Origin of the sequence: Algoriphagus marinus, assembly GCF_001936475.1 — a bacterium.
Lineage (GTDB): Bacteria > Bacteroidota > Bacteroidia > Cytophagales > Cyclobacteriaceae > Algoriphagus > Algoriphagus marinus.
Genome location: NZ_MSPQ01000005.1, coordinates 307,089 through 329,290 on the forward strand (window position 1 = coordinate 307,089; position 22,202 = coordinate 329,290).

Annotated in this window: 18 protein-coding genes and 1 tRNA gene; 6 read left to right on the forward strand and 13 right to left on the reverse strand. The window is 39.0% G+C overall.

Annotated features, from left to right (window positions below):
- Positions 1–76: 76 nt before the first annotated feature.
- The 12 genes from BVC88_RS10050 to BVC88_RS10105 all read right to left on the reverse strand — a co-directional run bounded on the left by BVC88_RS10050 (position 77) and on the right by BVC88_RS10105 (position 11,445).
- Positions 77–1,276 (reverse strand): phosphoglycerate kinase, encoded by a 1,200-nt coding sequence (locus BVC88_RS10050; RefSeq protein ID WP_075350544.1) that lies wholly within the window; start codon positions 1,274–1,276, stop codon positions 77–79.
- Positions 1,277–1,378: 102 nt separating this feature from the next.
- On the reverse strand, positions 1,379–2,344 hold the full coding sequence (locus BVC88_RS10055; protein ID WP_075350545.1) for an L-threonylcarbamoyladenylate synthase: 966 nt from the start codon (positions 2,342–2,344) through the stop codon (positions 1,379–1,381).
- 3 nt (positions 2,345–2,347) lie between these two features.
- Positions 2,348–3,055, reverse strand: a complete 708-nt coding sequence (locus tag BVC88_RS10060; protein WP_394332876.1) for a tetratricopeptide repeat protein — start codon at positions 3,053–3,055, stop codon at positions 2,348–2,350.
- A 42-nt stretch (positions 3,056–3,097) separates the two neighbouring features.
- The gene (locus BVC88_RS10065; protein ID WP_075350546.1) at positions 3,098–3,535 is read right to left on the reverse strand and encodes an acyl-CoA thioesterase; all 438 of its coding nucleotides are present in this window, start codon (positions 3,533–3,535) and stop codon (positions 3,098–3,100) included.
- 3 nt (positions 3,536–3,538) lie between these two features.
- On the reverse strand, positions 3,539–4,090 hold the full coding sequence (locus BVC88_RS10070) for an NUDIX hydrolase (RefSeq protein WP_075350547.1): 552 nt from the start codon (positions 4,088–4,090) through the stop codon (positions 3,539–3,541).
- Positions 4,091–4,684, reverse strand: a complete 594-nt coding sequence (locus BVC88_RS10075) for a hypothetical protein (protein ID WP_075350548.1) — start codon at positions 4,682–4,684, stop codon at positions 4,091–4,093. It lies immediately after the preceding gene.
- Entirely contained in the window at positions 4,677–6,599 is a 1,923-nt protein-coding gene (locus BVC88_RS10080) for a RecQ family ATP-dependent DNA helicase (protein WP_075350549.1), read from the reverse strand. The genes BVC88_RS10075 and BVC88_RS10080 overlap by 8 nt, the downstream gene beginning before the upstream one ends.
- Positions 6,600–7,376, reverse strand: coding sequence for an enoyl-CoA hydratase/isomerase family protein (locus BVC88_RS10085; RefSeq protein ID WP_075350550.1), 777 nt, complete (start codon positions 7,374–7,376; stop codon positions 6,600–6,602).
- 61 nt (positions 7,377–7,437) lie between these two features.
- Positions 7,438–9,375 (reverse strand): ComEC/Rec2 family competence protein, encoded by a 1,938-nt coding sequence (locus BVC88_RS10090; protein WP_075350551.1) that lies wholly within the window; start codon positions 9,373–9,375, stop codon positions 7,438–7,440.
- Between the two features lie 84 nt (positions 9,376–9,459).
- Positions 9,460–10,023: a DUF3575 domain-containing protein gene (locus BVC88_RS10095; RefSeq protein ID WP_075350552.1), complete on the reverse strand. Its 564-nt coding sequence runs from the start codon at positions 10,021–10,023 to the stop codon at positions 9,460–9,462.
- 29 nt (positions 10,024–10,052) lie between these two features.
- On the reverse strand, positions 10,053–10,487 hold the full coding sequence (locus BVC88_RS10100; protein WP_075350553.1) for a GNAT family N-acetyltransferase: 435 nt from the start codon (positions 10,485–10,487) through the stop codon (positions 10,053–10,055).
- Positions 10,459–11,445 (reverse strand): PhoH family protein, encoded by a 987-nt coding sequence (locus BVC88_RS10105; RefSeq protein ID WP_075350554.1) that lies wholly within the window; start codon positions 11,443–11,445, stop codon positions 10,459–10,461. The genes BVC88_RS10100 and BVC88_RS10105 overlap by 29 nt, the downstream gene beginning before the upstream one ends.
- Before the next feature lie 106 nt (positions 11,446–11,551).
- On the opposite strand from BVC88_RS10105, the gene BVC88_RS10110 reads away from it, so the two are divergent.
- From BVC88_RS10110 to BVC88_RS10130, 4 genes are all read left to right on the forward strand, one after another.
- Positions 11,552–12,322, forward strand: a complete 771-nt coding sequence (locus BVC88_RS10110) for an SAM hydrolase/SAM-dependent halogenase family protein (protein WP_075350555.1) — start codon at positions 11,552–11,554, stop codon at positions 12,320–12,322.
- Positions 12,322–12,621 carry a putative quinol monooxygenase gene (locus BVC88_RS10115; RefSeq protein WP_075350556.1) on the forward strand — a complete coding sequence of 100 codons (300 nt, stop codon included), beginning with the start codon at positions 12,322–12,324 and terminating at the stop codon, positions 12,619–12,621. Before BVC88_RS10110 ends, BVC88_RS10115 begins: the two co-directional genes overlap by 1 nt.
- An 89-nt stretch (positions 12,622–12,710) precedes the next feature.
- Positions 12,711–12,792: transfer RNA gene (locus BVC88_RS10120), tRNA-Leu, on the forward strand.
- Between the two features lie 285 nt (positions 12,793–13,077).
- The gene (locus tag BVC88_RS10130; RefSeq protein WP_075350558.1) at positions 13,078–14,586 is read left to right on the forward strand and encodes a carotenoid oxygenase family protein; all 1,509 of its coding nucleotides are present in this window, start codon (positions 13,078–13,080) and stop codon (positions 14,584–14,586) included.
- Here the strand turns inward: BVC88_RS10130 and BVC88_RS10135 are convergent.
- Positions 14,574–15,461, reverse strand: coding sequence for a patatin-like phospholipase family protein (locus BVC88_RS10135; RefSeq protein ID WP_075350559.1), 888 nt, complete (start codon positions 15,459–15,461; stop codon positions 14,574–14,576). The genes BVC88_RS10130 and BVC88_RS10135 overlap by 13 nt on opposite strands.
- 178 nt (positions 15,462–15,639) lie before the next feature.
- Between BVC88_RS10135 and BVC88_RS10140 the strand changes: the two genes are divergently transcribed.
- Together BVC88_RS10140 and BVC88_RS10145 are read left to right on the forward strand one after the other, a co-directional pair.
- Positions 15,640–17,013, forward strand: a complete 1,374-nt coding sequence (locus BVC88_RS10140; RefSeq protein ID WP_075350560.1) for an NAD(P)/FAD-dependent oxidoreductase — start codon at positions 15,640–15,642, stop codon at positions 17,011–17,013.
- A gap of 56 nt (positions 17,014–17,069) precedes the next feature.
- Positions 17,070–22,172 (forward strand): adenylate/guanylate cyclase domain-containing protein, encoded by a 5,103-nt coding sequence (locus BVC88_RS10145; RefSeq protein WP_075350561.1) that lies wholly within the window; start codon positions 17,070–17,072, stop codon positions 22,170–22,172.
- The last annotated feature ends 30 nt before the right edge of the window (positions 22,173–22,202 follow it).

A 22,202-nucleotide genomic window follows, 5' to 3' on the forward strand; every position in this document is an offset into this window, starting at 1 on the left:
ATATAGACAGAACTAATGCTAAAAAGGGCTATTCCGAGAAATCGAAATAGCCCTTTTCAATAAATAAATTTTCCTGTTAAGGCTCAAGAGCTGCCACACCAGGAAGAATTTTTCCCTCCATATACTCTAGCAAAGCCCCTCCACCTGTAGAGACGAAAGAAACATCATCTCCATAACCGAACTTGTTTACAGCAGCTGCAGAATCTCCACCACCTATGAGCGAATAAGCACCAGCTTTGGTAGCAGCCACCACTGCTTCCGCTATGGCTTTTGTTCCTTTATCAAATGATTCCATTTCAAATACTCCCATTGGGCCATTCCAAAGAATTGTTTTGGATTTAAGAATCGTAGCTGCGAAGACTTCTCTGGTTTTTGGTCCTATATCCAAACCCATCCAGCCATCAGGAATCTGACCCTTGTCCGCCAATCCTTGTTCGGCATCATTGGCAAAAGCTTTAGAAATAACAGTATCCTCTGGGAGAATTAAATTAACTCCTTTTGCCTTTGCCTTTTCCATCAAATCAAGCACAAAATCCAACTTATCTTCTTCCAATAGTGAATTCCCTATAGTTCCTCCAAGCGCTTTCGCAAAAGTATACGACATCCCACCCCCGATGATCAGGTTATCCACCTTATCCAACAATCGCTCGATGATCAAAATTTTATCCGCAATCTTCGCTCCTCCCATGATGGCAGTATAGGGTCTCTCAGGTTTTTCGAGGACTTTATCTGCATTTTTCAACTCAGAAGTCATCAAATAACCAGACACTTTATCGAAGAAAAACTCTGCAATAACTGAAGTGGAAGCATGGGCTCGATGAGCTGTACCGAAGGCATCATTTACATAGATTTCGCCAAGTCTAGAAAGTTTTTTCGCAAAGTCTCTATCTCCCTTTTCTTCCTCCTTGTGAAATCTCAGGTTTTCCAAAAGTAGTACCTCACCAGGTTTCAATTCTTCAGCGATGAGTTCCGCTTCTGTACCAATGCAATCTTGAGCAAATTTAACCGGCCGACCTAATGCTTTTTCAAGCGTTAAGACGATATGCCGAAGTGAATAATTATCATCAAAAGTGCCTTTTGGTCTACCCAAATGAGACATCAATATTGCTGACCCGCCATCATTCAGAATCTTTTCAATCGTAGGAATCGCAGCTTGGATTCTTGTATCATCTGTGACATTAAAGTCCTTATCCAATGGAACATTGAAGTCCACTCTAACCAGTGCTTTTTTCCCTTCAAAGCTCAGATTATCTACAGTTTTAATTCTTAGATTCATAAATAGGATATGTAAGTTTTTATAAAAATACTGTTGTGAATTTATCAAAGATTGAGACAAAAATCGACTTTTTACCTAGATCAATTTCCAACTAGTATCACATTAGCTCTTAACAGAGGCCCGATTAAGTCTATCATTTATCGCTTTCCCAAGTCCAAAATCCGGCATTAATTCCGCTAAAATAACCTCCACTTTTAGCTCATCAAGCTTTCTCATATGGGAAAATAAATTTGCCGCAGCCTCCTTCAGATCTCCTTTTTCACTAAGTATCAGTTGTTTGGAATTTGAAACAGATTCCCAATTTTTACAAAAAGACAAAACAGCAAAAGGAACTCCAATCTGGATATATTGGGGAATTAACTCCTCCAGATTTCCCAAAACAAAAGGTGTACTTGGTGCATAATGACTTTCCAAAAGTCCAGGCGCCTGAGGATTAGATGAGCTATGATCTTTTATCGAAACTTTTCCCACCACCGCTTCGATTACATCAATCTCCAGCCCCCCTAATCGGTAAACCGTAATTTTATCATCTTCCAATCCAACAATCGTGCTTTCCAATCCTACTTCGCAAGGTCCACCATCCAAAATCAATGGGATTTTATCCCCCAAATGAGCGGCTACGTGCACCGGAAGTGTTGGACTGATATAGCCAAAAGGATTTGCGCTTGGCGCTGCCAAGGGAAAATCTAGCGAAGTCAGCAATTCTAAAGTTAAGGGATGATTTGGAACGCGTATGGCAACACGATCCAATCCTGAAGTCACCAAATCAGGAATCTGACTTGATTTTGGCAACAATAATGTCAAAGGGCCTGGCCAAAATACCTCAGCTAATTTTCGCAGTGGGGCAGGAAAATCGGTGACATAAGTTTCAACTTTAGAAAGATCCGAAACATGAATAATCAAAGGATCAAAACTCGGCCTTTTCTTGGTTTCAAAAATGGATGCTACAGCCAATGGATTCAATGCGTTTCCTGCAAGACCATAAACGGTCTCTGTCGGTATAGCCACTAATTTTGCTTCTTCCAAAAGCCTTTTGGCAAGCCTCAAATCTTTTGAAATTTCAGCCATTTTTTAGTCGCAAAAATCTTCAATCCAAGTTTTCGCCTCTTCATACCCTAATGAATAGGCCATCTTCAGATCTGCACAACCTTCTTCTTTCTGTTCTAAAGCACTCATTCGAGTTACACCTAACAGGTAATAAGCAGCAGCATTTTTTCCATCCAAATTAACAGCGTTGGTAAGTGATTCCAGGGCTCCGGCAGGATCATTATTCCCTAGCTGAGCTTTGCCTCGATTGAAAAAAACCAATGCCTGGTTTGGGTTCACCTGTAGCGCTGCATCAAAATCCAGTAGCGCATCCTCGTATTCCTCCATCCCGAGCAATGCCAGACCACGATTGTAGTAAATATCAGTTTGATTAGGATCGAGGCGATTAGCCATATTGTAATCGGATACCGCCTCCTTAAAATTCTCTAATTCCAGATTAGAGTTGCCCCGGTTAAACCAAGGCTTGTATGATGAAGAATCTGATTTGATAGCACTTGTAAAAACTGGGATCGCTTCTTTGAAATCCCCAAGTTGAAAAAGCGCAACTCCTTTTGCATTCAAGGCTTGACTATTTGTGGGGTTTTTCTCCAATAATTGATCGAAATAGGTAACAGCCTCCTTCCAAGACTGAGTATCCATTTTCTCCATTCCAGCGATCATCAATTCTTCTTCACTAGGACTACAACTTACCAGCGCAATCAATGTCACGGCTATAAATAAAAGCTTTTTCACAGAATAAAATTTTGGGCAAAGATAGGGGTTAGACTAATTAGATCAGTCTTTGAGCGAAAGTTTCTCCCGAAACGCCACAGGAATCGATGTCGGCTTCATGGTCTTCATATCTACGGAGACCATCACACATTTGCAATGCGAAAACGTAACTGACTTTCCCTGCTTCGTAGTTCCGATCAAGTATTGTTCGATGTCAAATGAGGAATTTCCCAAGCGAGTGCACTTGACCAATCCTTGAATTTGATCCTCCAGGTGGATTGGACGAAAATAATCGATCTCAACTCTACCAACCACAGTTCCTACTTCCATTACATTCCAATCGCAGAAATCATTGAGAAAAGCAGCTCGGGCATGTTCAAAATAACTAAAATAAACCCCATTATTGACATGCATGTAGCCGTCAATATCTGAGAAACGAATCTGAATAGGAATCGAAAAGTCAAACTCTTGAGCAAGAGTTGCAGGATCAGCTTTCTGCATGAATTATAATAGAATTTCGGATTTACTGGTTTTTTCAAGCATTCGAAGGATTGACGGATTGTACCCAATCACATCCTGAACAGAGTCAAAGGCAACCCATGCCAAGGAAATACTCTCGTCATTCTTCTGCAAAGGTTCTGCAATATCTGCTTCCAAAATATATCGGACGTCAAAGTGAAAGTGCTCCGGTACATGCGGTCGCTCCGGAATAATATGCTTATCCAAATCAAAAATGGTCTCGTCCACGAATCTCAAACTTTTCAGACCACTTTCTTCTGTAGCTTCTTTCATTGCTACTTCAAGCAAATCTTCATTCCCATCTGCGTGTCCTCCAAGCTGAAGCCAGCGACCTAGCTTACGATGAAGGGTCAACAGCGTATGCGTCCGCTTGCGGTTTACGATCCAAGCTGAGGCAGTAAAATGACCATCCAATCGTTCCCTTTTGTAAGCGAGTGAATCTTCTGTCAATTTCAAAAAATCATTTATGAAACTTGATTCTTCCTCGTAGGGAGTCCGATACTTGCTAAGTTGCTTACTAAATTCTAATCTATCCATTTATCTTTTTTCAAATAATCCATCCAAAAACTCATCAAAAGGCTTGGGGTCCTCATACAAGCGATCTGAGTAAAAGGTCGCCAACACTTTTAAGTAACTAGGCTGATTATTAAGGGTTATTTTTTCAATTGCCACATTTCCATAAAGCTGAGAAATTAGGGCATTTTCTTCGGGTATTTGCAAGGGAGGCTTGAAATAAAACTTCTCCGTAGATCTCACCTGCTCGTTGATTTCCTCCAATTTGCGATCAAGACTTACCTGCTTGTATCCCAAAGCTAAAACTCGCTGGGCAAATGCCAAGAAAAGCATTGAAAATGTTTCAGGTGTCAAGGGTTCTTCATAAGTCACTGCAAAGCCTTTTGCATATTTTGAATCCAAGATATGCACCTGGGGAGATTCATTGACCTGAAGTTTTTTGAAGGCGTAGCTTTTGTAAATTTTCTCCAAAACTGAAATGCCCTCTGCACTATAAGACCAATTCTCCGCCACTTCACTATCAAGCTCTTTCAGCTCAAAGTTTTCCTTATGATTCAAAGGAATCTTTTCCGATGACTTAAACACTTTTTGATACAAATCATCGAAGAAGTTACCCATTTGTTGTTAAAGTAAATTTGCCGGAAGCAAGTTGATTGACAGTTCCTTCATCCTCCATCAGTCGAAGGATTTTAAGGTTTTTTTCAGATGCAGGCAGATTCAAGCTATCGAATACCTGACGTTCTGTTAACTCCCTGTGATTGGTTAAAGTTTCCACAATCTTGTTTTTAAGCTTGATTTCGACTGTTTCTGGGGACTTTGATTTCCTATCAGAAATGCACCAATCGCAAACACCACAAACCTTATCAGCACTTTCTCCGAAATACTCTTGAATGAATTGCGTTCTGCATATCTGATTTTGATGCCCATAGGCCACCATTTTTGTGGCTTTTTCTAAGGTCAGTTCCCTCCTTAGTTTGATTCGGTTAAAATTCAAAGGCAGCTTGCCCGCGTCATATCTAGGAGTTAGAAAAGTGATTTGGGGTTTGTCCTTTCGCTGATCATAGACCATGACCTCTAGCTGCTCCAACTGCTTGAGTGATTTGATCAGATCATGCTCTTTCATTTCTAAAGATTTTGCAAGTTTAGATTCATTGATAGTGATGTATTCTGAGAATACATTTCCACCATAGGTCCGCATGATGATTTTTACCAAGGGATCCAATTTTGCATAAGCAATCTGAACTTCATAAAGCCTTGAAGGATCTACCGAAAAATGGATTTTTGAAGGAGAATAATAACTCTCACTCAATCCTATAAAGCCTTCTTCTTCCAAAACCTTAAGTGCATAAAAGGTCTCTAGAATCCCCAGGTTATAGGTCTGAGCAAATTCATTCCATTCAAAATCGAAACTGCTGAGCATATTACTTCCAACAGCTATTCTAAAGTAGTTTGCCAGACATTGATAGACTTTTCTGAGAAAATCAATAGGCGGATACACAAGTGCAGCCCGCTCCAAAATTTGCTCAAAATCATTCTCATTTGCCAATAAAACAGCATAGGCTTTCTTCCCATCCCTACCAGCACGACCAGCTTCCTGATAGTAATTTTCAAGATTTTCGGGAATATCACTGTGAATCACCACCCGCACATCTGGCTTGTCAATCCCCATTCCAAACGCATTGGTACTTACTATCACTCGAACCTGATTTGTCTTCCATGCCTCCTGCTTTTGATTTCGATCCTCCATCGAAAGACCTGCATGATAGGCTGCAGCCGAAATCCCCAATTGATAAAGCGATTTTGCAATCTGGTGAGTTGCCTGTCGGTTTCGCACATACCAAATAGCCGAACCTGGGATTCGACTCAGAATCTCCAATCCTTTCTCAAGTTTGTTTTCTATCAGCCTTACGCTGTAACTCAAGTTATCCCGAGCAAAACTTTTCCTGAAAAAATTGGGGTTTTTCATCTCCAACTTTTCCTGAATGTCTTTGCAGACTTGCGGCGTAGCTGAAGCAGTCAGGGCAAGGATAGGTATTTTGGGATGAAAAGCCCTGATCGCGGCAATCTCCAGGTAAGACGGTCTAAAATCATATCCCCATTGGGAAATACAATGCGCTTCATCAACAGCGATAAGATTGATATTCATCTGCTTAAAGCGCTCCAAGAATAAATCTGACTTTAATCGCTCTGGAGAAACGTATAAGAATTTATAATCTCCATAGATACAATTGTCAAGTACCCGATCAATCTCTCTCAAACTCATCCCTGAATAGATCGCTGAAGCTTTGATTCCTTTTGCCTTCAGGCCATCTACCTGATCTTTCATTAAGGCAATCAGGGGACTTACCACCAGGCAAATCCCTGGAGCCACCAGGCCGGGAATTTGGAAGCAAAGCGATTTCCCTCCACCCGTTGGCAAAAGCGCAAGCGTATCCTTCCCTTCCAAGACTGATTCGATAATCAGGTCTTGAACCGGTCTAAAGTCAGCATGACCAAAAACCTGCTGAAGGATTTCTTTAGCTTTTTGCAGCATTTACCATTCAGGTTTAGTTTTTTGAAGAAAAGCCGAGATTCCTTTTTTACAATCCGGATGAGCCCTTGCTCTCGCATTCAATTCTGCAGCATAATTGAGAGATTTTTCCCGGGATTCTCTGTTCAATTCTCTCAGAAGAAGCTTCGTCTCGCGCAAGGAAAAAGTTGAATTTTTAAGAATTAATTTATCTGCAAAATCACGGACAGACTTTTGCAAAAATTCAGAGGAAACAACTTCTGTAATCAGTCCCAGTTCAGCTGCTTTTGAAGAAGAAATTAATTGCCCAGAAAGTAATAACTCCTGAGTTTTTGCGCCACCGATTTGCTCCTGCAAAAATACAGAAACCAATGCAGGCACGAATCCTATGGCTACCTCTGTATAGCCAAAAAGTGCATCTGGAACTGCGAATGCAAAATCACAAACCGTTGCCAATCCGCAACCTCCTGCTAAAGCATGCCCCTGAAGCTCAGCTATGACAACTTTGGGAAAATTGTAAATCAGGTCAAACAACCCCCTTAATCTTTGGCTGTCTTCCAGATTCTCTTCGTAGGTGAAATCCTGCAACTGCTGCAAATAAGCCAAATCTGCTCCTGCACAAAATGCTTTTCCATTCGCTCTAAGGATAATCACCTTTACTTCATCATTTATTTTCATCGCCTCAAAAGCAGAAATCAAACCTGAGATCAGTTCAGGACTTAAGGCATTCCGCTTTTCTGGTCGATTAAGAGTGATAAAACCGATTCGATCGGCAACTTGGGTGAGTACAGCTTCATTCATTTGGGCTAATTCTTGTTTGCATGAAGTTAGGTTCAGAAAAATCCAAAGCCAAAAAGGTAGCCTAAAAAACTATTCGAATAGCAGATTCATTGAGCGAAACCGAATCACTTAAATTTGTTTCCACCCACTTCCCATCTTCCCAAACCTGAATTAATTTAGGTTTTTGAGAGACAAAGTGGAATGTCATTTTTGAATCGTCAAAACGAATAGGAGATGGGAAAATTGATTTTTTGTCTTCATCCAAAAACATCATGAACATTGGGTTTGGGAATCGGTCCCATTCATTCGCTATCCGACTTGGATCTACCAAATAGCTCAAATTTTCAGGTTTTATTCCTTGATTCCAAGAATAAAGGTTCCCCTCCAGATTATAATCGATGGCAAACCCATCTTTGCTTTGGTAAACCAATAGCTCTTCCGAAGGCTTGGAAATCTCTTTTTCCAATTGAACTCCAGACCAAATCAATATTAAAACAAAAAGAAAGTAGACAAGATTTTTCCTTTTGGACATGGCCCAAGAAGCCCATATCAGTAAGATTACCCAAATCAAAATCATACTGGAAAAATCGATGGTAAGCCGATCCAATTTTCCACCGGGGATCAGTTGAATCAATTGTATGATGAAGTTTTGAAGCCAGATTAACAACGATAAAATCCAGCCTAGGAAATCGCCTAAGTAAGGGATCCAACCAAGAAGCATCAACGGAACGCCAATTTGCATGATCAAAAAGGCAATTGGAATAACAAACAGATTCCCCAAAAGGAAATAAGTAGGGAAAACATGAAAATAAAAAATAGATAAGGGAAAAGTAGCCAATTGAGCAGCTAAACTGACACTAGTTAGCTGCCATAGATACTCCGAAAAACGATTCGAGGGAAGCCACCAATTCAAAATCAAAGGTTGGATCAAAACGATCCCTCCTACTGCAAGGTATGACAGCTGAAATCCCACTTCGAAAATGACAGCTGGATTTTGAGCTATCATAAGCATCGCAGAGAAGGCCAAAATATTGAAAATCGAAGGTTTTCGTTCCCGCATCTGACCCAAAGAAAGCAGACTGAACATAGTCGCTGCACGGACAACTGATGGAGACAGACCTGTTAAAAATGCATAAACCCAAATCAACAGGACTACAAAAAGAAGGTAAATCTTCGCCCATTTTTTACTCAATTTCAAAGGCTTCAATAGCATTAGAAAAAGCGCATAAATAATCCCAACATGCAATCCTGAAACAGCTAGTATGTGCATGACCCCTGCTTGAACATAGCCATCTCTGATGTTGGGATCCAAATATTGCTTCTGTCCAAGCAAAAGTGCCAAAGCTATTTGTTCTGAATCAGGATCGGGAATTTTATCCTGAAGAAGCTTCCCTATCTTGAATCTAAGGTGAGAAAGTACATGCTGCGGTTTTGTGGAAATGGAAGAGTCTAAAACGACAAAATTTTTAGATAAAAACTGCCGCGAAAAGATCCCTTTTCTAGCCAGAAAACCCTTGTAATTGAATTCATTCGGATTTGAAGGTGCCGAAATAGATTCCGGCTCTGACTTTACCCAAATAATCTGTCCTGGCAAAAATGGAGTTTGACTTTGATGATAGACCAAGACTTTCTCATCCGATTTAACCCAAACTCCATCTGTCGAAACTGCCTTTACTTGAAGCAAATTTTCAAAGGAATTGGGTTTCGCCACATCATATTGAGTCACTTCGGCTAGATATCCTTCAATAGTTTCAGAATTCTGAAAAGCAGTTTGCGAAGCTTCATTTAACCTTACCAAGAAAATTCCAGTAAGAAAAAGTAACCCATAGCCAATTCCGCCTAGCAAAAGTCCTTTTCTTGTAAAACTCACTTTGTATAAAATGAAACCATAGATCAATAAACCTGCTACCAAGAGAGTGAGAACCAAACCAAAATCTGGAAATGCAATTCTCTTAGAAAGCAATATTCCGCCAATCAAAATGGGGAGATACCGTAAAAATGGATAGTCAGCAAACCTCATTGTGAAAAAAATTAAAACCTTAATTTACAATTAAAGGCGCAAAAAAAAGGCCCAAGGTGGGCCTTTAATTAATTTTTATTTGGATTAAAATCTATACCCTAAACTAAATCCTCCATTCACCTCTACAGCAGAAAACCGATCAGAAACTTCGCTGCTAAATCCTCGAGCAATGCTAGCATAAGGCCCAAATGCAAAATTTTGGGAAAACTCCCACTTATACCCCACTCCTGCACCGAGAATGAATGCATTCATATTTGTAGTGACCAAATCCCCATTTTCTACTTCCTCAAAATCTCCAAATCGAAGTTTTGCAAGTGGGTAAATGTAAAATCTACCATTTTCGTTATCTCCGAAATAAAAGTTCAGAGCTGCTTGAACTGAGTTTGTTTTGTAGTTTTTGTCCCCACTCTGAGAATTATAGCCAAATCGATCATTAATATGAAGTTGTAAATCTAAGGAATGATCTTCACCCAAGTACTTCTCATAACCCAACTCAACCGAAGCTAACACGATAAGATTTAAAAAATTAACTTTTACTTCATTGGAGAAATCACCTGTATTTCTACTGCTACTCGAAATAACATCTTGGCTGTATCCGCTAATAGCGAAGGCCAAAATTAATGCAAGAGATAAAATTGTTTTTTTCATGATTATGTCGTTAAGGTGAAGATAAAAACCTAGCTCCGTTCCATTTTAAAATGCAAGATATTACATTCCTCAAAAATATCTCCTACTTTCTTAAAACCGAATTTTTCATAGAGCGAAATTGCTAAAATTTGAGAGTGTAAATATTTTGTTTTAGAATCTGCATTCGAATGAGTCGCGATATCCTCCAATACATATTGGACCAATGCTTGACCAATTCCTTTTCCTCTGGCTTCCTTTAAAACTGCAAATCGCTCTAATTTCACTCCTTTTTCAGTAAATCTCCATCTAGCTGTGCCGACCGGAGTTCCTTCAAGCTTGGCTAAAAAATGAAAAGACGAATCTTCAAATTCATCACATTCATCTTCTGCATTCACTTTCTGCTCTTCTACAAAAACCTCCTTTCGGATCTTAAAAGCAGAATCCAGCTCATTCTGATCAGTTATTTTTTCTACTTGCAGACTCACTTTTCGCTATTTCTTTGACTGCTTCATCTTTCTCGTAAGCCTCAATAATGGCTTTTACTAATTTATGTCGAATCACATCTTTGCCACTAAGACTCACTACACCTATTCCCTTTACTCCGTTCAGAATCTTAAGTGCCTCCGATAAACCAGATTTCTGCCTTATTGGTAAGTCAACCTGTGTTTGATCTCCGGTGATGATTACCTTAGAGTTTGGACCCATTCGAGTCAAGAACATTTTAATCTGCTCACTGGTGGTATTTTGAGCCTCATCAAGCAATACAAATGCATCGTGCAAGGTTCTACCTCGCATGTAAGCCAGAGGAGCAATTTCAATCACTCTTGTTTCCTGGTAATATTTCAGCTTTTCCGGCGGAACCATATCCTGAAGTGCATCATAGATTGGTCTTAGGTATGGATCCAGTTTCTCCTGGAGATCTCCTGGAAGAAAACCAAGATTTTCTCCCGCCTCCACCGCTGGTCTAGTAATGATGATTCGCTTCACTTCGCGATTTTTCAAAGCCCTCACTGCTAAAGCTACAGCGATATAAGTCTTTCCAGTACCTGCAGGCCCCAGCGCGAAGACGAGATCATTCTTCATGGCTGCTTCTACAAGCTTCCGCTGATTGGGAGATTTTGGTTTGATGACAAGGCCTTTGTTTCCAAAAACAATGACCTGATCCCGATTAGCCTCCTCAAAAGGAATTCCTTCAACATCGAGGTAGTCTTTAACATTTTCAGGAGTTAGGTGACCAAACCGATCAAAATGGGAAAGCAAAAGGTTGATTACATCGTTTATCCGAAGGATTTCTGGTGCTCCCCCTTGAATTCTGATTTCATTTCCTCTTGAAATTATTTTGCTCTGGGGAAAGGCTGCGGCAATTTGCCTGATGTTCTCATTTGCCTGACCTAAAAATTCTGCCAGGGGGACATTTTCTAAAGTGATTACTTTTTCGACCAAGCTGATATATTGATTTAATTTTTCTCTAAGGGCAAAAGATTAAAATTTCTATTTTTGTTCGAATCCCTCCTTAACAAAAGTACAAAATTTTAATTGACTTGCTTCTATGGCATTAGTGACATTCCTCTCAGATTTTGGGGATCAAGATTATTACGTACCTGCGGTGAAAGCCAAATTATTGGCAATTAATCCTCAGCTAAATATTATCGATTTATCTCATAATATCGCTCCATTTGATATTGCTCATGCGGCATTTGTTCTCAGATCCTCTTTTCGGGATTTCCCGAAAGGCACCGTTCATTTAGTCGCGGTGAATACGACTGGGAGTATCACGCATGGTTATATCGGGATAAAGCTTGAAGAGCATATTTTTATTGGGCCAAACAACGGTATTCTCAGCCTTTTAGCTGATCAGGATCCTGGAATCATGGTACAGTTTGCGGATATACATTTAAAAGATTCGACTTTCCCAGCCAAAGATATCCTAGCCCCAATCGCTGGAAAAGTAGCCAGTGGGGCTTCAATTCATGATTTCGGAGGACCATTAACCAATTTCAGAAAGTTAATGTCCCGGCAGCCGAAAGCAACTCGCGAACAAATCATAGGTCATGTATTGAGAGTAGATCCATATGGAAATCTCATCACCAACATACGAAAGGATATTTTCGACAAACTAAATCCCGGGAAATTCACGATTGATTTTGGAAGAGAAACATTGACAAAACTTAACAAAGGTTACGATCAGGTGGAGCCTGGAGATTGCTTTGCGTTCTTCAACAGTTTGGATCTTTTGGAAATTGGAATCTATCATGGACAAGGGGGTAGTTTACTTGGCTTGAAATATGACAGTGTAGTATATATAAATTTCGAAGCTTAATGTTGGTACGCGTAGTCAGGATGACATTTCAGGAAGATCGAGTGGAAGATTTTCTTGAGAATTTCGAGAAAAACAAGCAGTCCATCAGGAATTTCCCGGGATGTGATCACTTGGAGCTATGGCAGGATGAAAATGAAAAAAATATTTTCTTGACTTATAGCCACTGGAAAAGTGAAGAAGCACTAAATCAATACCGTGATTCTGAGCTTTTTAAAACAGTCTGGGGTTTTACAAAGGCACTTTTCACAGCAAGGCCAATTGCTTTCAGCTCAAAAAAATTGCAGGAAGTGAAACCTTGAGGTTGGAGGAAAAAGAAATTGTTTTCATATTTGCAGCCCGTTCCGAAAGGAATGGAGCCAAGTCAAACGAATAGTTAGACTTACCGAATGCCCAGATGGCGGAATCGGTAGACGCGTTGGTCTCAAACACCAATGCCGCAAGGCGTGCCGGTTCGACTCCGGCTCTGGGTACACAAAACCCCTTCAGAAGCAATTTTGAAGGGGTTTTTGCATTTTTTGGCACATCTAGAGAAGCAAATCACCTTCCCATATACCTTTTCTTTCTCCGCATTCTTTACTTTTCTTAAAAGCACCCTTCACTGGATTATTGAAAAATTTTCAAGAATAGTATTATCCCAAGGTTGCCTTTCAGATGATATGATCTGAGTAATCATTCAGTTCGATCTCATTATAAAGCCAATGGGGAATTGCTGTAGAGATAAGAATATTTTTTATATTGATGAAAACACAATTTTTATGAGCAAAATCCAACCCTTTGGCAAAACAGATAATGCCTACCTCAACGGGAATTTTTCACCCATCATCAAAGAAGAGGAATTCAAAGATCTTAAAATAGAAGGCACTATTCCTTCTGAATTAAATGGTCGAATGCTTATTCGAACTGGTCCGAATCCTCGCTTTAAACCCCGCGATATGAAGTACTATCATTGGTTTGATGGCGATGGAATGATGAACGCATTTTATTTTGAAAATGGTAAAGTTCGATATAAAAATAAATACGTCGAAACAAAAAAATGGCTCCTTGAAAATGAAGCCGGAGAAGCGCTTTTTGGCGGTATCCGCTCAGGCATGGCAACTTCCCTAAAAGGATGGCGAGCTTTAAAATTTGGTTTTTTCAACCTTATCAAACTAGGTATTCGGACTTTACTGGGAAAAGGGCCCACTCGATCTCAATATGAAAGTATTGCGAGCATATTAAATGCTGCAAATACAAACGTGCTCCGACAGGGAGATAAACTGCTAGCGCTCGATGAAATCGGACAGCCCTATGAAATCGACTCCGATATGGCGACTATCGGTATTTACAATTATGAAAATAAACTAGAAGGGCCTAGTATTGCCCACCCCTTAAGTGATCCTTTCACAAAGGAAAGTTTCACAATGGGCTACAATGCCTTGCCTCCGTTTTTTCAATATTACAAAATCGGACTAAATGGCAAGATTGCTCATTATGAGCCAATAACTGTTCCTTATGGCGTAATGATGCATGCCTTTGGCTTAAGTGAAAATTACGTGATGTTTTATCATCTTCCTGCAGTATTTGATATTAAAAACATTGGCTCCAGAGAGCCTTTTCGATGGATGCCGGAAAAAGGAGCTAGACTTGGAGTGATGCCTAGGAATGGATCTGATAAAGACATTAAATGGTTTGAAATTCCAGTCTGCTGGGTATTTCACAATATGAACATGCATGAGGAAGGAGATTGGCTCATCACAGATGTTTCTAAATATGAACGAATCCCGCTTTTGGATCTTGAAACTGAAAATCCGAGCCCTCCATTTTCATTAGATCCAGTTGCAGTTTTTGTCAGATGGCGATTAAATAGAGTTACGGGAGAACTGAAAGAGGAGCGTATTACCGATAATCCAATGGAATTCCCAAACATGGATGAGCGATTTGCCACTAAAAAACATACCCATGGCTATTTTGTGATGCTTGAAGACGCAGAGCAAAAGGAAGGACTTTGGAACACCTTGGTTCATAGAGATTTTAGCACAGGAAAAAATGATTCTTATTCTTTTGGTAAAAATTGCTTTACCGGAGAAGCCGTATTTACCCCCAAGGAAAAAGACTCTCCTGAAGGGGTTGGTTATCTTTTGAATGTAGTTTATGACACACTAGCTAACAAAAGTAGATTGACCATTTTTGATGCGATGAAAGTTTCAGATGGCCCGATAGCCACGGTTCATCTACCTAGAAGAATAGAGTATGATTTCCATGGAAACGTAGTTCAAATCGCCTGATGATTTTTATCCCAGTTCTTCAGAAATTTCTCAGTGGCGATCTTCCCTTGTTCCATAAGTTCAAGGCGACGATCAGGCAAAATTGAAAAATCTAAGGAGCCAATTCCAAGGTCATCGATAAAAATTGTTCTTTGCGAATCCACAGGTTCTTTTTTGATTTCCACATACAACTGATTCCGCATAGCAGACATAAAGTGTTGCTTAAAGGAAACAATATTAGTTATGGGTTTTGGATGATTGTTGGGATCTTTTAAAAAAAAACCAATCGATTTACTCGTTTCTTGATGCTTGTCAAATTCGCTTATCGCATAATTGCGCAAAACACCTCCATCTACATAACAGTCCCCATCAAAGGCCACAGGCTGAAAGAAAAAGGGTACCGAGGTAGAAATCCTCATCGCCAGACCAATCGGCATATCCGGAGTGTGGTGGTATGAGAAAATCTGGCTCTTATCTCTGGTGAGATTTGTTCCCACTAGGCGGAGTTCCAGAAAACCTTTTTCTTTCAAATCTCTAAAAGTACTTTTTGGATTACCGGTTTTGGGAGCGATCAATTGATTTTCGAAATAATCCATCATCCAATCCCCTTTGTACCAGCCATATTTATAGAACAACCTCCAAAGCCCTAACCATCCGCCATCTTTAAAATTCTTGAAAGGCATATTTATTAGAATTTCTTTACAGTCATTCGCCGAATAGCCTAAAGATATCATGGTGGCTGAAATAGTGCCAGCTGAGGTACCACAAGTTCGCTTGATTTGGGAAGAAATACCGTGTTGCTCTAACACCTCCCAGGCTCCTTGGTAGGCTACTCCCAACACTCCTCCTCCTTCAAAAACTACATTTTCAAAGGGATATTTATTAGCTAAATTCATGTATTTCAGTAAATTGTTAAAAATTAATGAGAAATTAAAGAAGCATGAATAAATTAGAATAAAATTAAAAATCTCTTTCCGTCATTTTTATTTTAATATACAAAGTTTAAATATTTTAAGAAGCAATTTTTTGCAATCAAATTAACTTATTAGAAGAATTTTTATAACAATTCAAATTATGAAAACTAAAATCAATAAAGAAAGTGAAATCTGTATTATTGGTGCGGGGCCAGGTGGTTTGTCTACAGGTTATTTTTTACAAAAAGCAGGTTTTACAAAAGTGACTATTTTAGAAAAACTACCTGAAGTAGGAGGTCTTTGTAATAGCATCACATTTGAAAATAAGTCTTTTGACTTGGGAGCAAACTATCTAACTCCAGCCTACAAAAAAACTTTAGCTATAGCTAAGGAAGTAGAGGCTGAACTTTATACCGAAACTAAAGCTACTTGCTTTGACCCAAAGACTAATCAATATAGTAACATTCTGACAGCAGTAACAAAGGGAGGGTCATTTTGGAAGTTTGCCATTCAATCGATTCGGTATTTCATAGAACGAAAAAAAGTAACTAAACACCTCCCTCCAGCAGGTTTTTCGGGTGTAAGTCAACATCCTGAATTGACTTGTACCTTTGAGGAATGGCTTGTTGACAAAAAACTTATGGCCCTCAAAAAGCTTTTTGAAATCCCAATTACACTGATGGGATATGGGAAAATTGATGAGATCCCCGCACCTTATGCCTTAACCTACATGAGTATTCCTACTTTCTGGAATATGCTCGTTTTCGGATCTGGAATGCCCACGCGCTGGCCAAAACGATTTATTTATGGTTTCCAAAGATTCTGGCAAAAGGTGAGTTGGAATCTTTCAGTTATCAAAAATGCCAACATTACTCAAATCACCAGAGGTGAAAGAATAAAGATTCTATACGAAACTAAAGAGCACAATATGAATGAGGTGATTACGGTAGAAAAAGAGGAAGAATTCGATTATCTTATTATAGCTACTCCACTGACTAACAAAGTATTAGAAGACTTGTTCCTGAATAAAAAAAACAAGAAACAGATGATGACTGAAGAAGAAAGATATCTATTCAGCAAAGTAAAAACTAATCCTTATTGTATGACTACTTTCATTTTGGAAGACATTAGAGAAAAAGGACTAAAAAGAAGATTGATAAACGTATTACCTGTACAGAAAATAGGTACGCCATATGTAGTGACTCAACAGTTTGAGGGCAATCCACTGGTCTCTTTCTATAGCCGAACTTCTGAGGGGGACAAGCCAGACCGTGATCAGGTAATCCAAGAAGCCCGAAACCTATATAATCAGCTTGGAAGTAAAGAAAATATCGAATGCTATACCCATGATCGATGGACTTATTTTCCCCATGTTTCTGCCTTAGATTTTAAGGAAGGCTTCTACGATAAATTGGAGAACCTGCAAGGCAAAAACAATACTTTTTTTGTAGGAGGACTTATGGCGTTTGAACTGATCGAGCCAATTATTAACTACTCAGATCATTTTGTACAAAAACACTTTTTAAAAAATTAATTCACCATCGATAGAAATGTTTATTTTTCTTGAAGATTAATCTAGCTATTCCCAAAATGAAAATATTGAAGGGATATAATATTAAAGAAGTATTATTTCAAAGTAAGTCTGTTGAGATTTACAATGGAGAACGTAAGTCCGATCAGTTACCGGTAATTATAAAAACTAAGCCTAACCAACTTTTTGATAACCGAGAGTCAAGCAAACTTCGACATGAATTCGAAGTTGGAAAAGTGTTGGAAAGCCATGGCACGATTAATTATTTGGAATTATTAGAAGAAAACGAAGAGTTCTTCATCATTGCCGAGGATTTTGGGGGTTTACCTATCTTGAATCTGACCAAAGGAAAGCCTATAAGTATCCCGGTATTTTTTGATTTAGCTCTTAAAATGACCGCTGCTCTGGGGGAGATTCATGGTAAAAACGTTATCCATAAGGACCTCAACCCTTCCAATATCCTGTATAATAGTGAGACTGGGCAAGTGAAAATAATTGACTTTGAAATATCTTCCTCCTTCGGTAGAGAAAATAAAGACTCAGAGGCAATAAACGTCATCGAGGGCACACTTGCCTACATTTCGCCTGAACAAACGGGCAGAATGAACCGAACTCTTGATTATCGGAGTGATTTTTATTCATTGGGTGTGACATTTTACGAAATGCTAAGTGGTCGGACACCTTTTGTTTTTACTGACAAATTGGAAATCATTCATGCTCACATAGCCATAGCTCCAAAAGCTTTGCATGAGGTAAATCCCAATATCCCTGAGGCGCTTTCCAATGTAATCATGAAATTGCTGTCAAAAACTCTGGAAGATCGCTACCAAAGTACCCGTGGGATAATTCATGACTTGAAAATTTGCCAAGAAGCAATTTTAAAGTCCGCGCCGATCCAGCCATTTGATTTGGGCAAAAATGACGCATCAGGAAGATTTCACATCCCCGAAAAGCTATATGGCAGAGAAAAGGAAATTTCCATTTTATTAGAAACATTCGAGCGGGTATGTCAAGGCCATCGTGAAATATTACTTGTAAGCGGGTATTCAGGAGTTGGTAAAACCGCCCTGATCAAAGAAATAAATAAACCAGTTGTAGCTCGAAAGGGCTATTATGTTCAGGGGAAATTTGATCAATATCATAGAAACATCCCTTACAGTGCGATGATTCGGGCTTACAGAGAATTAACTCAGCAAATTCTCACAGAAAGTGACGAGCGTCTTGAAATGTGGAAAGAAAAATTCTTAAATGCATTCGGACCAAATGGCCAATTGATCATTGACGTAATACCAGAGATAGAACTTATTATCGGCCCTCAACCGGAACCTCCGAATCTTCGGGGAGAAGCAGAAAAGAATCGTTTTACATTACTTTTCAGAAGTTTTATCAAGTCTCTTGCTTCTGCAGAGCACCCTTTGGTGGTGTTTTTGGACGATCTACAATGGGCTGATTTAGCCACCATAGATTTGATTCAAAATATAATGCAGGTTGCTGCTATCGATGAATCTAAGTTTCTCTATCTGATTGGAGCTTATCGTGAAAACGAAGTGGATGATGCACATCCATTAATGCTCATGTTTAAACAAATTCAGGAATATGGAGCTAAATTAAAAACACTTTCACTTGCTCCAATCTCTGAGGAAAATGTCTATCAACTCGTAACAGAAACTCTGGATTCAAATGACCCTGCTACTAAAACTCTAAGCAGTTTAATGTTCAAAAAGACAAATGGGAACCCATTTTTTCTTACGCAGTTTTTTAAGTCATTATATGATAATGAGTATTTGAAATTTAATTTAACTACTGGTAAATGGGAATGGGATATTGAGGTAATAGAGAAAAACAGCTTCACGGAGAATGTCATAGAATTGATGTCTTCAAAGATTGAAAACCTAAACCCCATTGCAAAAAATATTTTAAAAATCGCATCTACAATCGGTATGAGTTTTCGAGTAGATATGATTGCACAACTACTTGACCAACCAAACTCAAAGATTAAGGAATCTCTGAGAGATGCCGTCTTGGAAGGGTTGATCATTCCGAATCAATATTCTGAGGAGATTGTCTTGCATTACCGGTTTTCGCATGACCGGATCCAACAGGCTGCATATTCTTTACTCGACCCAGATGAATTAAATCAATGGCATTATAAAATCGGAATCTATCTTTCAAAACAAATTCAAAGACAAGAGGATATTATTTTTGACGTTGTCAATCATTTGAACTTCGTCAAATCTCAAATCACAAATCCGGAAGAAAAACTTCAATTAGCCAATTGGAATTACCTGGCTTCCCTGAAAGCCAAATCTTCCAACGCCTATGCGGCATGTTTGGTATACTTGAATACAGGGATTTCCCTATTACCTGACCACCCCGAAATCACTCACTATGATCTTGCACATTCCCTTTATGCCAATGGTGTAGAAGTAGCTTTTTTAAAAAAGGACTTCCAAAAAATGGAAGAAAATCTAGCTTGGGTAAAAAAACATTCAAAAGATTTAAACGACAAAATCCCTTCGCTGGAAATTAAAATCCAATCCTTAGCTGCAGAATCAAAATTGATTGAGGCTATCATGGAGGCCAAAAATGTCCTTGGATTACTTGGCGTGCCAATGCCAAAAAAACCCGGGAAATTTGACTTGATGAAGGAGTTAATCAGCACCAAAATTGCCCTTGGAAGAAAAACTCCAACTCAGCTACTCGAACTCCCTGAAATGACTGATCCTTTGAAAGTTGCAGCAATGCGGATATTGGTCAGCACAACTTCATCAGCATTTTTGGCAATGCCAGACCTTTTTCCCATTATCGTATTCAACCTTATTAAACTTTCTCTGAAATACGGTAACTCGAAATATTCTGCATATGGATATGCAACCTACGGACTAGTACTTTGCGGAGCTCTGGGAGACATGAAGAGTGGTAATGAATTTGGAAAATTAGGACTGAAGCTTTTTGATGAATTTGAAGCCAATGAGCTGAAAGCAAAGGTTTTTTTCGTTTACTATGCTTTTATCTCTCAGTGGCAAAATCCAATATCTGAGTCAAAAAAACACTTTCTCGAGGGATATAAAAGTGGTCTTGAGACAGGAGACTTAGAATACGGTGGATGGAATGCTTTCCATTACTGCTCCTATTCATTTTTTGCGGGGGAGCCGTTGATTCAAACTTATGAGAATCTTCTGACCATGAAGGATCATGGAGAGAAACTTGGCATTACCCAAGTCACCTTATTGATGGATGTTTTTATTCCTGTTCTGGCCGAGCTCATTGGAAAAGAGGCTACAGAAAAATCGATTATTTCTCCAGAGTTCCAAGATGAACTCATGCCTGTTTTTGAAGAACTTAAATATTCCACAGCCATTTATGAACGAAATCTCTCATTGGGGATGGTTCATTTCTACTTCTGTCAGTATGAGAAAGCCAATTCCTATTTTGAAATAGCAGAGCCTTATATAGAATCTGTTATGGGGATGGAGTACACGCCACAATTATATTTCTTTGCCGCTTTGTCTCTTCTCAAGTCAACAAGGTCCAAGTCGAATAAAATAAGTTTTTATTTAAAAAAACTAAAGAAATTATCCAAGGACAGTCCATCCAATTACCTTCATAAATACCAATTAGTTCAGGCTGAGTGGTTGCGTCAAAAGGGAGAAATTGAAAAAGCTGAACGTTTCTATTTGAAGGCTATTAAAAATGCATCTAGTGAAAAATATCTCAATGACGAGGGGATAGCGTGCGAGTTAGCTTTTGATTTTTTTCATGCTCAAGACAAGGAAGATATTGCGTTGACCTATCTGATAAAAGCCCGACATGTTTATCTAAGATGGGGGGCTGAGAAAAAAGTCAAAGAAATCGATTTGCTGCATCATCAGACACTAAGAAAGGCCATAAGACTGACGATTGATTTTAGAAATAAATTCTTCGATAATTCAAAAACAGTTTCTCTAAGTGAATCCACGACTGACGCAGTGGGAATAGATCTGCTTACAGTAATTAAAGCGTCCCAGACAATTTCCAGCGAAATCGTCCTGGATAATCTTTTGCAAAAATTATTGGTCTTGATCATTCAAAATGCCGGAGCCGAAAAAGGATACCTCATTTTGGTGAAAAACGAGAAATTATTTATAGGTGCAGAAAGCCAAAAAGAATCTGAACAGGTAAATCTTTTCAAAGCCACTCCGCTGGAAGGAAGTCAGAAATTAGCTGAATCCATTGTAAAATATGTTGCCTTGACCAAAGAGCCGGTGATATTAGAAAATGCCACCGAGAGTCATCTTTTTGTGAATGATGAGTTTATAAAGAAGCACAAACCAAAATCCATTCTTTGTGTTCCTTTCCTCAATCATGGGGATTTAAAAGGAATTATCTATTTGGGAAATGACCTTTCAAACGGAGTTTTCAATGAAAAGCGTTTGGCACTTCTAACACTACTTGCCGGTCAGATCGCAATTTCTATTGAAAACGCGATGTTTTATGATCAACTGGAGCAAAGAGTCACAGATCGTACTACTGAACTAATGGCAGAGAAAAAGAAATCTGATGATTTACTGCTCAATATTTTACCAAAGGATATTGCCAACGAATTAAAAGAAACTGGAAAAGCTAAAGCTAAAAGTTATAAGAGAGTAAGCGTGATGTTTACAGATTTCAAGGATTTCACAAGACACAGCGAAAATCTAAACCCGGAAGAGCTCGTAAACAAGATTGATTTTTGCTTCAGGAAGTTTGACGAAATCATCACAAAATACAATCTGGAAAAAATAAAGACAATCGGAGACTCTTATCTCTGCGTCTCAGGAATTCCAAAATCAAGCGAAAAATCGGAAGAAGATATGATTTTGGCAGCCTTCGAAATTAAAGAATTTATTGAGTCCTTAAAAACTGAAGATCATTCTGATGGTAATTTTGAAATCCGAATTGGAATAAATACAGGACCTCTAGTTGCCGGAATAGTGGGGTTGAAAAAATTTGCTTTTGATATCTGGGGAGACACTGTTAACACCGCTGCAAGAATGGAACAAAATAGCGAGCCCGGCAAAATAAATATCTCCCAATCCACCTATGAGCTAGTTAAAGAGAAATTTTCTTGCACCTATAGAGGTGAGATTGAAGCTAAAAATAAGGGTAAGCTAAAGATGTACTTTGTAGACTCAAAAAAATAAAAGACTCGCATCCCTGCGAGTCTTCCAATT

Bases quoted from the DNA above. Each gene is read 5' to 3' on its own strand.
- BVC88_RS10050 (WP_075350544.1), bottom strand. From the start codon at position 1,276: ATGAATCTAAGAATTAAAACTGTAGATAATCTGAGCTTTGAAGGGAAA.
- BVC88_RS10055 (WP_075350545.1), bottom strand. From the start codon at position 2,344: ATGGCTGAAATTTCAAAAGATTTGAGGCTTGCCAAAAGGCTTTTGGAA.
- BVC88_RS10065 (WP_075350546.1), bottom strand. From the start codon at position 3,535: ATGCAGAAAGCTGATCCTGCAACTCTTGCTCAAGAGTTTGACTTTTCG.
- BVC88_RS10070 (WP_075350547.1), bottom strand. From the start codon at position 4,090: ATGGATAGATTAGAATTTAGTAAGCAACTTAGCAAGTATCGGACTCCC.
- BVC88_RS10075 (WP_075350548.1), bottom strand. From the start codon at position 4,684: ATGGGTAACTTCTTCGATGATTTGTATCAAAAAGTGTTTAAGTCATCG.
- BVC88_RS10080 (WP_075350549.1), bottom strand. From the start codon at position 6,599: ATGCTGCAAAAAGCTAAAGAAATCCTTCAGCAGGTTTTTGGTCATGCT.
- BVC88_RS10085 (WP_075350550.1), bottom strand. From the start codon at position 7,376: ATGAATGAAGCTGTACTCACCCAAGTTGCCGATCGAATCGGTTTTATC.
- BVC88_RS10090 (WP_075350551.1), bottom strand. From the start codon at position 9,375: ATGAGGTTTGCTGACTATCCATTTTTACGGTATCTCCCCATTTTGATT.
- BVC88_RS10095 (WP_075350552.1), bottom strand. From the start codon at position 10,023: ATGAAAAAAACAATTTTATCTCTTGCATTAATTTTGGCCTTCGCTATT.
- BVC88_RS10110 (WP_075350555.1), top strand. From the start codon at position 11,552: ATGGCATTAGTGACATTCCTCTCAGATTTTGGGGATCAAGATTATTAC.
- BVC88_RS10115 (WP_075350556.1), top strand. From the start codon at position 12,322: ATGTTGGTACGCGTAGTCAGGATGACATTTCAGGAAGATCGAGTGGAA.
- BVC88_RS10130 (WP_075350558.1), top strand. From the start codon at position 13,078: ATGAGCAAAATCCAACCCTTTGGCAAAACAGATAATGCCTACCTCAAC.
- BVC88_RS10135 (WP_075350559.1), bottom strand. From the start codon at position 15,461: ATGAATTTAGCTAATAAATATCCCTTTGAAAATGTAGTTTTTGAAGGA.
- BVC88_RS10140 (WP_075350560.1), top strand. From the start codon at position 15,640: ATGAAAACTAAAATCAATAAAGAAAGTGAAATCTGTATTATTGGTGCG.
- BVC88_RS10145 (WP_075350561.1), top strand. From the start codon at position 17,070: ATGAAAATATTGAAGGGATATAATATTAAAGAAGTATTATTTCAAAGT.